The organism is Pedobacter cryoconitis, assembly GCF_001590605.1.
Taxonomy (GTDB): Bacteria; Bacteroidota; Bacteroidia; order Sphingobacteriales; family Sphingobacteriaceae; genus Pedobacter; species Pedobacter cryoconitis_A.
In genome coordinates, this window is record NZ_CP014504.1 from 4260771 (window position 1) to 4273232 (window position 12462).

Here is a 12462-nt window from a genome sequence, read left to right on the forward strand (position 1 = left end):
TTATTACTTATAATTATTTAACTACGGTTACTCCCAGTGGGTTTAACCGTTTAATCAATAAAAATTAGCAAAAGTTAGGCGGCGGAGTGGGTACCGAGGGATGATAGGGATCTACATACCGTTTGAAGTGATCAATATAACAGTTCCTGATTCCAAAATCTATCAATAATGGGACGTAGGTATACGTGTTATGAAAATCAATCGGTTTGTAGTCGATAAATTTGAGTAAAGACTTTCCTGAATCACCATCAGAACTATGTTCCTGCTCTAATTGCAGAATAACACTTTTGATAGTATTCTTATCTATATGACCAATAAATACTGGTGCAGCAGAAATAATCATCTTCACTGTGAAGATGCTTATGAAGGCTATAACAATATGTAATCGATACTTATAAAAGGACATTCTGTGTGTTTTCAGCTTTTTTTACTTTCCAAATGTAATACCCAGGAGCACTTATTATCAAAAAAATATGTAAAAAAAATGTAATTAAGTTTTCAGGAGCATTTTTCAAGCTCAAAATTCCCAGATTCCCTGTGGATTAATTTAGCATTAACTGTATTTTCGCAGTTCCTAAACCTGATCCCAATATATACTTATGAAAAGATATCTGCTAACCCTGGTTTTATTTTATCCGCTGTTAGTCCTCAGTCAAAGCAATAATGCACCTTCTTCTTATGATATCCATGATATTAAGATCACTGGTTATCTTCAGACACAGTTTCAAAAAACACAATCCCCGGGGATTTCTTCTTTTTCGGGTGGAGATTTTGCAGAAAACTCAGACAATCGGTTTATTATCCGCAGAGGTCGTCTTAAAATTGACCGGGTTGATAAATATTCCAGTATAGTCTTTCAAATCGATGCAACACAAAATGGCGTGCAATTGATGGATGCCTTTATTCAACTGCACCAACCCGACAATAAGCGTTTTCAACTAACCGCTGGTCTTTTTAACAGACCTTTTGGCTATTCAATTGTCTATTCTTCTGGCTATAGAGATTTCCCTGAGCGTTCCAGAGTTTTTCAGACCATTATGCCACGTGAACGTGATATTGGTGCAATGTTATCGTATCAGCCAATTAAAGAACTTCGCTTTTTGAACATAGACGTCGCTGTAGTTAATGGAAGCGGTCTTTTTGCAAGGGACTATGACTCTAAAAAAGATGTAATTGGTAATCTTTCATTCAAGTTTGACAGTCTGGCCAATAAAAAACTTCATATTGGTTTTGGCGGATCAATTTATAAAGGTTCAGTACGCAACGGCACCGAGTCTTACTATACGGATAATGGAAATGGATTTACTAAAAATACAGATCCATCCTACAAAGGCGCTAATTTAAAAAGGAATTATTATGGTGGAAATGTGCAGATCCAATACGATAATACCTTTGGAACAACCAGTCTGAAAGCTGAATATGTTGCCGGCGTACAACCAGGAGTAGCTGCTTCAAGCTCCATTAGTGGTGCACTGGCCAGTCAGAGTTTTTCTACTCAGCCAGCTACAGACCTTTACCTGCGTAATTTCACAGGCTGTTATATTTGGCTTACACAGCAAATCTTAAAAAGTAAGTTTAGCGCTTTGCTTGCTTATGATGTATATGATCCGAACAGCAAGATGAATGAAGATCAGATTGGCCTGGATAACAATACGACTGCGGGTGATATTAAATTCAGTACCCTGGGTTATGGAATGACTTATTTATTCAGTTCACGTTTAAAACTTACAGTTTATAATGAGCGGGTGATCAACTCCCCTACACAATTGACAAATTATAATAAAGATATCAGGGATGATGTCTTTACCACACGCTTACAATATCGCTGGTAATCCGGCCTCCATTTAAAATCCGTCTTGTTTCAATAGAAAATAAGTGATAAACAATTTTAATTTATAAATTTAAAAACGTTCCTATACATTTATAAAAACTGAGTTTAATTCCATGGATAATAAGATAAAATTACTACAGGATAAAATAGAACAGGCACATGCAGGCGGAGGCCCGCAAAGAATAGATAGTCAGCATAAAAAAGGTAAACTAACCGCAAGAGAACGTATCCATTTTCTAATGGATGAGGGTTCTTTTGAAGAGATCGGGATGTTTGTGACCCATAGAAGTACAGACTTTGGTATGGAGACAGAAAAGTACCCTGGTGACGGTGTAGTAACCGGTTATGGAAATATCAATGGCAGACTAGTTTACATCTTTTCCCAGGACTTTACCATCTTCGGAGGGTCACTTTCCGAAACTCACGCAGAAAAAATATGTAAGATTATGGAGATGGCCCTGAAAACAGGAGCTCCTTTAATCGGATTAAATGATAGTGGTGGTGCACGTATTCAGGAAGGCGTGGTATCATTAGGTGGATATGCTGATATCTTTTACCGGAATGTACAAGCATCAGGGGTGATCCCTCAACTTTCAGCAATTATGGGCCCCTGTGCCGGAGGTGCTGTTTACTCTCCAGCAATTACCGATTTTACCTTGATGGTAGAAAACACTTCTTATATGTTTGTAACCGGCCCTAATGTGGTTAAAACAGTTACACACGAAGAAGTAAGCTCAGAAGAACTGGGCGGGGCAAGCACACATGCTACAAAATCAGGAGTTACTCATTTTTCTTGTGTAAATGAGCTTGACGCCATTAACCATATTAAACAACTACTGAGTTATATGCCACAAAATTGTGAGGAAACTCCCGCAATTTTAGCTTATAAACCAGATCAGGATGAATCCAGAGCATCCTTAAATAAAATTATCCCTGACAATGCCAACCAACCTTATGATGTAAGGGGTGTCATTGATCAGCTCAGTGATTCCGGAAGTTTCCTGGAAGTACATAAAGATTATGCAGAAAATATTGTAGTCGGTTTTGGCCGTCTTGCAGGCAGAAGCATTGGAATTGTAGCCAACCAGCCAGCCTATCTTGCGGGGGTATTAGATAACAATGCCTCAGTCAAAGCAGCACGTTTTGTCCGGTTCTGTGATTGCTTTAACATTCCGCTATTGGTACTGGAAGACGTTCCTGGTTTCCTTCCAGGTACAGATCAGGAATGGAATGGTATTATCAAAAACGGCGCGAAATTATTGTATGCATTCAGTGAAGCTACAGTACCAAGAATTACAGTAATTATCAGAAAAGCATACGGCGGTGCCTATGATGTCATGAACTCCAAACACATTGGTGCAGACATGAACTATGCATGGCCAACAGCCGAGATTGCTGTAATGGGTGCAAAAGGTGCAGCGGAGATTATTTTTAAGAAAGAAATAACCAGTGCAGCTGATCCAGCTGCTAAATTATTGGAGAAAGAAAAGCTATATGCCGAAATCTTCGCTAATCCATACCGGGCAGCAGAACGCGGCTTTATAGACGAAGTGATTGAACCTGCAGACACGAGGATCAAATTAATCAAGGCATTTAAAATGCTGGAAAATAAAGTAGTGAATAACCCACGTAAAAAACACGGAAATATTCCGTTATAAATAGAACTCTATTATAATAAGTTAAAGTTGATCATAAATATATAAAGATGGCTAAAAAGAAAGACGAGAAGCAGAAACATGTATCTGTCGTAACTAAGAAATCACTCCAGTTTTTTGAAGAATATATTAATAACCCATCCCCTACGGGATTTGAATACCCAGGTCAGAAACTTTGGTTAGATTACCTGAAACCTTATATCGATGAAAGTTTTATCGATAACTACGGAACTGCTGTTGGCGTAATCAACCCAAAAGCAGAATATAGAGTGGTCATTGAAGCTCATGCTGATGAAATTTCATGGTTTGTAAACTATATCACGAATGACGGATTAATTTATGTGATCAGAAATGGAGGTTCAGATCATCAGATTGCCCCATCTAAGCGTGTAAATATCCACACCGATAATGGATTAGTCAAAGCAGTATTCGGCTGGCCAGCGATCCACACACGTGGTGCAGGAGAAAAAGAGGAAGCACCTGCTTTAAAGAACATTTTCCTGGATTGTGGTTGCACTACTAAAGAAGAAGTTGAAGCGCTAGGTGTACATGTAGGTTGTGTAATTACTTATGAAGATGAATTCATGGTATTGAATGACCGTTATTATGTAGGCCGTGCTTTAGATAACCGTGCAGGTGGATTTATGATTGCAGAAGTAGCACGCTTACTGAAAGAGAATAAGCAGAAATTACCCTTCGCTTTATACATTGTAAATTCTGTACAGGAAGAAATAGGTTTAAGAGGCGCAGAAATGATTGCACACCGCATTAAGCCTCATGTAGCTATCGTTACCGATGTTACCCATGATACCTCTACACCAATGATCAATAAAATAACTCAGGGAGATTTAGCCTGCGGTAAAGGCCCTGTTGTATCTTACGCACCAGCTGTACAAACAAACCTGAATAAATTACTGATTGAAACAGCGGAGAAAAATGACATTCCATTCCAACGCCAGGCTTCATCACGTTCTACAGGAACTGACACTGATGCTTTCGCTTATTCAAATGGTGGTGTACCTTCAGCACTAATTTCGCTGCCATTGCGTTATATGCATACCACTGTTGAAATGATTCATAAAGAAGATGTAGATAATGTGATCAGCCTGATCTACCATTCTTTATTGAATATAAAGAAAGACCACGATTTTAAATACAATAAATAAGATTTATCTTCACAGCCTATTCAGCGTGTTTGATTTTTCAGACACGCTTTTTTATGGCAGCCCCTATATACAGGGGCACCTTTTTGAACTAAAAAATAAGAATCAATGAAACCTACGTTATTAATACTCGCAGCCGGTATGGCAAGTCGCTATGGCAGCATGAAACAAATTGATGGTTTTGGTCCGAACGGAGAGACCATAATTGACTATTCTATCTATGATGCTATCAAAGCTGGCTTTGGTAAAGTAGTGTTTATTATCAAAGAAGAATATGTAGAAAACTTCAAAGCTATATTTGATACTAAGCTTGAAGGTAAAATAGAAACGGATTATGTGTTTCAGAATTTCGATCTTAAACAATATGGAATTGATATTGAAATAGAAAGAAGTAAACCATGGGGAACAGCGCATGCCGTTCTTGCAGCAAGACATGCTATAAAAGAGCCATTCTGCGTAATCAATGCAGATGATTTTTATGGACTGGATGCCTATGAGAAAATGGTTAAGTTTTTAACTACCGAAGTTACCGGCAGCAACTACTCCATGATTGGTTATGAAATTGGTAAAACTTTATCAGATTACGGATCAGTATCCCGTGGCGTATGTAAAGTAAGCGCAGACGGTTACCTGGAAGAAATCATAGAACGCACAAAAGTACTTCGTGAGGGAGAAGCTATCGTTTACGAAGAAGACGAAAAACAATATCCTTTATCATTAGATACCCGTGTATCCATGAACTTCTGGGGATTCACACCTGAAATGTTTAAAATATCCGAAGAACTTTTCAGAGACTTTGCACATGCGAACAAAGACAACCCTAAAGCAGAATTTTTCATTCCATTGGTAGCTGATAGCTTATTAAGCTCAGAGACTGCAGATTTTAAAGTTGTTCCTACAGATAGCAAATGGTTTGGTGTAACTTATAAGGAAGATAAACCGATTGTACAGGCTTCTATAGATCAACTCGTTAAAGACGGTGTGTATCCTGAAAACCTGTGGAAATAATATACCGCGCTTTATAACAATAAAGCTATCAGAAGCCCTTAAATTAAGTTTTAAGGGCTTTTATTTTGCCGTATATTATTCTTATTGGTGTAAAAAAAACACAAGACATAAAAAAAGAGGATAACCTTTCAGTTACCCTCTTTTTTATATAATTACGATTAGATTATTTCTTATCGTCTTTTACTTCTTCGAAGTCAACATCAGTAACGTTGTCAGCAGCATCAGCTGTTTGACCGTTTGACTGAGCACCACCTTCAGCAGGTGCACCACCGTCCTGACCAGCTTTGTACATCTCTTCAGATGCTTCATTCCAGGCTGCTTGTAACTCTTCCTGAGCTGCATCAATATCAGCGAAACTTCTTGCAGCATGTGCCGCTTGTAATTTAGCTAAACCAGCTTCAATCGGAGCTTTTTTATCAGCAGAGATTTTATCACCGAATTCTTTCAATTGTTTCTCAGTAGAGAAAATTAAAGCATCAGCACTGTTGATTTTATCAGCTTCTTCTTTAGCGATTTTATCAGCATCAGCATTTTGCTCAGCTTCTTCTCTCATTCTTTTGATTTCTTCTTCAGTTAAACCTGATGAAGCCTCAATACGAATTTTTTGCTCTTTACCAGTAGCTTTATCTTTTGCACTTACGTGTAAGATACCATTCGCATCAATGTCAAAAGCAACTTCAACCTGAGGAACACCACGTGGAGATGGAGGTATACCGTCTAAGATAAAACGGCCAATCGTACGGTTCTGAGCAGCCATTGGACGCTCACCTTGTAAGATGTGGATTTCTACCGAAGGCTGGTTATCTGCAGCTGTAGAGAAAGTTTCTGCTTTTTTAGAAGGAATAGTAGTATTCGCTTCAATTAATTTAGTCATTACACCACCCATAGTCTCAATACCTAAAGAAAGAGGAGTTACGTCTAATAACAATACATCTTTAACCTCACCAGTTAAAACACCACCTTGAATTGCAGCACCGATAGCTACAACCTCATCAGGGTTTACACCTTTAGAAGGATCTTTACCGAAGAATGCTTTTACTGCTTCCTGAATAGCTGGAATACGAGTAGAACCACCTACTAAAATGATTTCATCGATATCAGAAGTTTTTAAACCAGCATTTTTCAATGCAGATTTACAAGGCTCGATAGTACGTTTGATCAAATCAGCAGCCAATTGCTCAAATTTAGCACGGCTTAAAGTTCTAACCAAGTGTTTTGGTCCGCTTGCATCAGCAGTGATATATGGTAAGTTAACTTCTGTAGAAGTAGTGCTTGAAAGCTCAATTTTAGCTTTTTCAGCAGCTTCTTTCAAACGTTGTAATGCCATTGGATCCTGATTAAGGTCCATACCATTCTCAGTTTTGAATTCAGCAGCTAACCAGTCAATAATAATGTGGTCAAAGTCATCACCACCTAAGTGCGTATCACCGTCAGTAGATTTTACTTCAAATACACCATCACCTAATTCTAATACAGAAACGTCATGAGTACCACCACCACAGTCAAACACAACAATTTTCATGTCTTTATGTGCTTTGTCCAAACCGTAAGCTAAAGCAGCTGCAGTTGGCTCGTTGATGATACGTTTAACTGTTAAACCAGCGATTTCACCAGCTTCTTTAGTAGCCTGACGTTGAGCATCGTTGAAATAAGCAGGAACAGTAATAACTGCTTCTGTTACTTCATGACCTAAAAAGTCTTCCGCAGTTTTTTTCATTTTTTGCAAGATCATTGCAGAAATTTCCTGTGGAGTGTATTTACGGTCATCAATTTCAACACGTGGAGTATTGTTGTCACCCTTAACAACTTTGTAAGGTACGCGGCCAGTTTCTTTAGCAACCTCAGCAAAGCTGCTGCCCATGAAACGCTTGATTGAATAAATTGTTTTTGTTGGGTTAGTGATTGCCTGGCGTTTTGCAGAATCACCTACTTTACGTTCACCATTTTCTGCAAAAGCAACAATGGATGGCGTTGTACGTTTCCCCTCACTGTTGGCTATAACTACAGGTTCGTTACCTTCCATTACGGCTACGCAAGAGTTTGTTGTTCCTAAGTCTATACCAATAATTTTTGACATGCTATTTTATCTTTGTTTATGTTATGAATTCTTATTTCCTAATTCTATTTAACAAGCAATGTGCCAATTGGCATTTGTCAGTTAAACAGGCACTGCTTTTTAGATTTTGGTTAAAATGTAAATGAAAACCTTTTACAATTCTGACAGGTTGTCATAATTGACATTTTTCATGGCTGCAAATGCATCAAAACTTGACTAATGTTTCAAGATGATGATACTCAATGCCAAAATATTCTTTTATCCGTTTAATCTTCTCCAGAATCTCTTCTTTATCCACCGCTTGTTCTTTGTTTTTCACCCCTACAACCAGTACATTTTTTGGGGTATGTGCATCTGAAATAAATTCAAATACCTTCGTCTTGTATCCAAAATATTCCAGGATCAATGCCCTGATACCATCAGTTACCATTTCTGCCTGACGTTCTAAAAAGATACCATACTTCGTTAAAAAGTCCAGTTCATTTATAGCCTTTCCTTTTTCTATCTGTCTTCTGATTTGCTTATGGCAGCAAGGTGCAACAACAATAAGTTCTGCATTCCCTTTGATGCCTTTATAGATTGCATCATCAGTAGCCGTATCGCAGGCATGTAAAGCAATTAACAGGTTGATCTCTTCAGCTGCATAATCTTCTATAGTACCCTGAACAAAATCCAGTCCCTTAAAATTTGACTTCGAAGCTATTTTATTACACAGATCCACCAGGTCCTGACGATATTCCACACCAGTTACCTGCGCTTCGATCTTTAAAACATTAACCAGGTAATCATATAAAGCAAAAGTAAGATAACCTTTACCCGATCCCATATCTACTACCTTTTTAAACTTGCCGGCAGGCAAAGTCCGGATCAGCGGATCCAATAAAGCTACATACTGATTAATCTGTTTATACTTATCCTGTGCATTCTTATAAACAGTACCTGTTGCATCAGTGATATTTAACTCCTGCAAATAATTTTTACCAGCAGGCTGAATCAATCTTTTCTTCTCTTTATCATGAGTGAGTACAACCGGAGCTGCAGTCTTGATCAGCCTTTCTCTAACCGTGATCACACCCTTTTTATCATGTTCAACAATTACTTCTTTCTCCGTGCTAAAAAAAGTACAAATTCTAAAATCATTGCTGATAAAATGACTGATTCTGGTTAAGCCATCTTCGATCGAGAAGTTCTTTACAATATCCCTGGTTTTATTCCGGTAAGTAAAAGAAAGCATTTCTACTTTTTTAATCTTTATCCGGCGTACATATACATTCTTTAATTCCTTGTCATTGCCCTGGTAATTGCCAAGAGAAATCTTTATAAATGAATTAGCCGGGATACTGTCCGCTAACTGCTTATGGAACTCCTGAAGAATAGATTGATTGGACATAAATTATAGATTTAGAGCCTATTTAAATTTAGGCATACTTATAGTAATCACACACATATAGATGGTACATAGATCATATACATATGTAAATATAAAAAGAAAAGCCCTGTCCAACTAAGAACAGGGCTTTCTGTATTTGATGAGGAAGAATATTATTCTCCTTTATCTTCTTTTGTTTCTTCAGCTGCAGGAGCCTCAACAACAGCTTCATCAGCAGCAACTTCTGCTTGAGCAGGAGCTTCAGTAGCGTCAGCTTTCTTAGTAGTAGCTTTACTTCTGCCACGACGTGTTGTTTTCTTCTCTTCAGTAGCAACTTCTTTACCGTAAACTTCGTTGTAATCAACAAGTTCGATGAATGCCATCTCAGCATTATCACCTAAACGATTGTTTAACTTGATAATTCTGGTATAACCACCCGGACGGTTAGCAACTTTAGCAGCTATATCACGGAACAATTCAGTAACTGAATCTTTGTCCTGTAAATAACTAAAAACTGTACGACGAGAGTGTGTAGTATCGTTTTTAGATTTAGTGATCAAAGGCTCAACATACATACGCAAAGCTTTTGCTTTTGCTAAAGTAGTAGAGATTCTTTTGTGTTTGATCAATGATGAGGCCATGTTAGCCAACATCGCTTTACGATGGGACTTAGTTCTGCCTAAGTGATTGTGTTTTTTACCGTGTCTCATTTTTTTTCTATTCAGTGTGCACCGTCTCTTCTGAATTAAAGAGGGAATTACACACTATTAACAATATTGTTATTTGTCTGTTGTTATTCTTCGTCCAGTTTGTATTTACCTAAATTCATACCGAATGATAAGCTTTTAGATTTTACTAATTCCTGGATTTCAGTTAATGATTTCTTACCGAAGTTTCTGAATTTTAACATATCAGCTACATCATAAGAAACTAAATCAGCCAATGTACGGATATCCGCTGCTTTTAAGCAGTTTAATGCACGAACTGATAAATCAAGATCAACTAATTCAGTTTTAAGGATTTTACGCATATGTAAAATTTCCTCATCAACTTCTTTAGTTTCTTCTTTAGCCTGAGACTCTAATACTAAGTTCTCATCAGAGAACAACATGAAATGCTGAATTAGAATTTTAGCTGCTTCTTTTAATGCTTCTTCAGGATGAATAGATCCATCAGTAGAAATATCTAAAATTAATTTTTCATAATCTGTTTTTTGTTCAACACGATAATTTTCAATCGTGTATTTTACATTTTTCATTGGCGTAAAGATCGAATCAATCGCGATTACACCAACTACAGCATCATTAATTTTATTTTCTTCAGCCGGAACATAACCACGTCCTTTATTGATAGTTAATTCTACCTCTAAAGTAACCGATTTCTCCATATTACAAATTACGAATTCCGGATTAAGGACTTCAAAGTTGTTAGAGAACTTAGTTATATCGCCTGCTAGAAATTGATCCTGGCCATTAACTACAATAAAGACTTTTTCAGATTCACCTGAATCACCAGCTTTTTTAAAACGAACTTGTTTCAAATTAAGGATAATTTCAGTTAAATCTTCTACAACACCTTTCATTGTAGAAAATTCATGTGATACGCCAGAAAAACGAATACTTGTAATGGCATACCCCTCTAAAGAAGAAAGTAAAATTCTTCTTAAGGCATTACCAATTGTTACACCGAAACCGGGTTCTAAAGGACGAAATTCAAATATACCATCGAAATCCGTTGATTTCTGCATGATGACCTTATCGGGTTTCTGAAATGCTAAAATTGCCATTTATAATGTTTTTAGATCGTTATTAAAATTATGTAACGTAAAATAGTTAAAGCCTGTATAAAAGGCTTTAACTAAATTTATTACTTAGAGTACAACTCTATAATAAGGTTTTCTTTGATATTTTCTGGAATCTCGTCGCGATTCGGATAAGTTAAGAACTTACCGCTTAATTCCGATGCATTCCAATCTAACCAATTAAACTTATTGATTACTCTTCCTGCTACTGAATTAGTGATGCTTTCAAGAGTTTTAGATTTCTCACGAACTGCAATAACGTCACCAGCTTTCAATTGATAAGAAGGGATATTTACTACTTCACCGTTCACTGTTACGTGTTTATGGCTAACTAACTGACGAGCAGCAGAACGAGTAGTTGCAATACCTAATCTATAAACTGTATTATCTAAACGAGCTTCTAATAATTGTAATAAGTTATCACCTGTGATGCCCTGACGGGAAGATGCTTTAGTAAACAAGTTACGGAACTGACGTTCTAATACACCATAAGTATATTTAACTTTTTGTTTCTCCATTAACTGTACTGAATATTCAGACTGTTTACCTCTTCTTTTAGACGCACCGTGCTGTCCAGGAGGATAGTTTTTTCTATCTAATACTTTATCAGGACCAAAAATTGGTTCTCTGAATTTACGCGCGATTTTGGATTTTGGTCCTGTATATCTTGCCATTTCTTTTTGTTTTAAAGTATCATACAGCCTTAAACTGTAGACTCTTAGCTTTAAAAATTAATAAATTAAACTCTTCTCTTCTTAGGAGGACGACATCCATTGTGTGGAAGCGGTGTAATATCTTTGATTGAGGTTACTTCGATACCAGAGATTTGCAATGTTCTAATTGCAGACTCACGACCTGAACCTGGACCTTTAACAAATACTTCTACTTTACGCAGACCTAAATCAAAAGCTACTTTACCACAATCAGATGCAGCTTGTCCGGCAGCGTATGGAGTGTTCTTTTTAGAACCCTTGAAGCCCATTTTACCAGCTGAAGACCATGAAATAGTTTGACCGTTATTATTTGTCAGGGTAACAATGATATTATTAAAAGTCGCATTGATATGTGCTTGACCTACTGGTTCAATAACAACAATACGCTTTTTGGTTACTTTTTTACTCTTAGCCATAATTATTATTCGTTACTAATTTTATTTAGTAGCTTTTTTCTTGTTAGCAACTGTTTTTCTCTTGCCTTTACGAGTACGAGAATTGTTCTTAGTACGTTGTCCACGTACCGGTAAACCTTTTCTGTGACGTAATCCGCGGTAACAACCAATATCCATTAAACGTTTAATGTTTAACTGAACTTCAGAACGTAAAGCACCTTCTACTTTAATTCCGTCGTTAATGATTGTACGTATCGCTGATAACTCTTCATCAGACCAGTCTTGTACTTTTTTGCTAAAATCGATACCTGCCTCAGTTAATATACGCTGAGCAGTTGATCTGCCTACACCAAAGATGTAAGTTAGTCCAATTTCGCCTCTTTTGTTTCTTGGTAAATCTATACCTGATATCCTTGCCATATTTGTACTAAATGTTTGATTAATTGACGACAGATTGAGTAACCTGTACAT

12 protein-coding genes are annotated in these 12462 nt (G+C 37.1%); 4 read left to right on the forward strand and 8 right to left on the reverse strand.

All coding sequences use genetic code 11. The features are described from left to right. Positions 1–64 precede the first annotated feature (64 nt). Positions 65–343 carry a hypothetical protein gene (locus tag AY601_RS17700; RefSeq protein ID WP_232324753.1) on the reverse strand — a complete coding sequence of 93 codons (279 nt, stop codon included), beginning with the start codon at positions 341–343 and terminating at the stop codon, positions 65–67. Positions 344–599: 256 nt separating this feature from the next. Between AY601_RS17700 and AY601_RS17705 the strand changes: the two genes are divergently transcribed. From AY601_RS17705 to AY601_RS17720, 4 genes are all read left to right on the forward strand, one after another. Further along, positions 600–1832 carry a porin gene (locus tag AY601_RS17705; RefSeq protein ID WP_068403457.1) on the forward strand — a complete coding sequence of 411 codons (1233 nt, stop codon included), beginning with the start codon at positions 600–602 and terminating at the stop codon, positions 1830–1832. A gap of 112 nt (positions 1833–1944) precedes the next feature. Next, entirely contained in the window at positions 1945–3489 is a 1545-nt protein-coding gene (locus AY601_RS17710) for an acyl-CoA carboxylase subunit beta (protein WP_068403459.1), read from the forward strand. A 47-nt stretch (positions 3490–3536) separates the two neighbouring features. Continuing rightward, the gene (locus AY601_RS17715) at positions 3537–4652 is read left to right on the forward strand and encodes a M42 family metallopeptidase (protein WP_068403461.1); all 1116 of its coding nucleotides are present in this window, start codon (positions 3537–3539) and stop codon (positions 4650–4652) included. A gap of 105 nt (positions 4653–4757) precedes the next feature. Then, positions 4758–5657: a nucleotidyltransferase family protein gene (locus tag AY601_RS17720; RefSeq protein WP_068403463.1), complete on the forward strand. Its 900-nt coding sequence runs from the start codon at positions 4758–4760 to the stop codon at positions 5655–5657. 163 nt (positions 5658–5820) lie between these two features. Here the strand turns inward: AY601_RS17720 and dnaK are convergent, their stop codons facing one another. The 7 genes from dnaK to rpsM form a co-directional block, all read right to left on the reverse strand. After that, a complete protein-coding gene (dnaK, locus tag AY601_RS17725) occupies positions 5821–7734 on the reverse strand; it encodes a molecular chaperone DnaK (RefSeq protein WP_068403465.1) in 1914 nt (637 codons plus the stop codon). A gap of 184 nt (positions 7735–7918) precedes the next feature. After that, positions 7919–9103 (reverse strand): class I SAM-dependent methyltransferase, encoded by a 1185-nt coding sequence (locus tag AY601_RS17730; RefSeq protein ID WP_068403467.1) that lies wholly within the window; start codon positions 9101–9103, stop codon positions 7919–7921. Between the two features lie 152 nt (positions 9104–9255). Beyond that, entirely contained in the window at positions 9256–9792 is a 537-nt protein-coding gene (gene rplQ, locus AY601_RS17735; protein WP_068403469.1) for a 50S ribosomal protein L17, read from the reverse strand. 83 nt (positions 9793–9875) lie between these two features. Then, a complete protein-coding gene (locus AY601_RS17740; protein WP_068403471.1) occupies positions 9876–10868 on the reverse strand; it encodes a DNA-directed RNA polymerase subunit alpha in 993 nt (330 codons plus the stop codon). Positions 10869–10948: 80 nt separating this feature from the next. Beyond that, entirely contained in the window at positions 10949–11557 is a 609-nt protein-coding gene (gene rpsD / locus AY601_RS17745; RefSeq protein WP_068403473.1) for a 30S ribosomal protein S4, read from the reverse strand. A 65-nt stretch (positions 11558–11622) separates the two neighbouring features. Beyond that, entirely contained in the window at positions 11623–12012 is a 390-nt protein-coding gene (rpsK, locus tag AY601_RS17750) for a 30S ribosomal protein S11 (RefSeq protein WP_041878538.1), read from the reverse strand. Between the two features lie 21 nt (positions 12013–12033). Then, entirely contained in the window at positions 12034–12411 is a 378-nt protein-coding gene (rpsM, locus tag AY601_RS17755) for a 30S ribosomal protein S13 (protein ID WP_068403475.1), read from the reverse strand. Positions 12412–12462 lie beyond the last annotated feature (51 nt).

Bases quoted from the DNA above. Each gene is read 5' to 3' on its own strand.
- AY601_RS17705 (WP_068403457.1), top strand. From the start codon at position 600: ATGAAAAGATATCTGCTAACCCTGGTTTTATTTTATCCGCTGTTAGTC.
- AY601_RS17715 (WP_068403461.1), top strand. From the start codon at position 3,537: ATGGCTAAAAAGAAAGACGAGAAGCAGAAACATGTATCTGTCGTAACT.
- AY601_RS17730 (WP_068403467.1), bottom strand. From the start codon at position 9,103: ATGTCCAATCAATCTATTCTTCAGGAGTTCCATAAGCAGTTAGCGGAC.
- AY601_RS17720 (WP_068403463.1), top strand. From the start codon at position 4,758: ATGAAACCTACGTTATTAATACTCGCAGCCGGTATGGCAAGTCGCTAT.
- rpsD (WP_068403473.1), bottom strand. From the start codon at position 11,557: ATGGCAAGATATACAGGACCAAAATCCAAAATCGCGCGTAAATTCAGA.
- AY601_RS17710 (WP_068403459.1), top strand. From the start codon at position 1,945: ATGGATAATAAGATAAAATTACTACAGGATAAAATAGAACAGGCACAT.
- rpsM (WP_068403475.1), bottom strand. From the start codon at position 12,411: ATGGCAAGGATATCAGGTATAGATTTACCAAGAAACAAAAGAGGCGAA.
- AY601_RS17740 (WP_068403471.1), bottom strand. From the start codon at position 10,868: ATGGCAATTTTAGCATTTCAGAAACCCGATAAGGTCATCATGCAGAAA.
- rpsK (WP_041878538.1), bottom strand. From the start codon at position 12,012: ATGGCTAAGAGTAAAAAAGTAACCAAAAAGCGTATTGTTGTTATTGAA.
- dnaK (WP_068403465.1), bottom strand. From the start codon at position 7,734: ATGTCAAAAATTATTGGTATAGACTTAGGAACAACAAACTCTTGCGTA.
- rplQ (WP_068403469.1), bottom strand. From the start codon at position 9,792: ATGAGACACGGTAAAAAACACAATCACTTAGGCAGAACTAAGTCCCAT.
- AY601_RS17700 (WP_232324753.1), bottom strand. From the start codon at position 343: ATGATTATTTCTGCTGCACCAGTATTTATTGGTCATATAGATAAGAAT.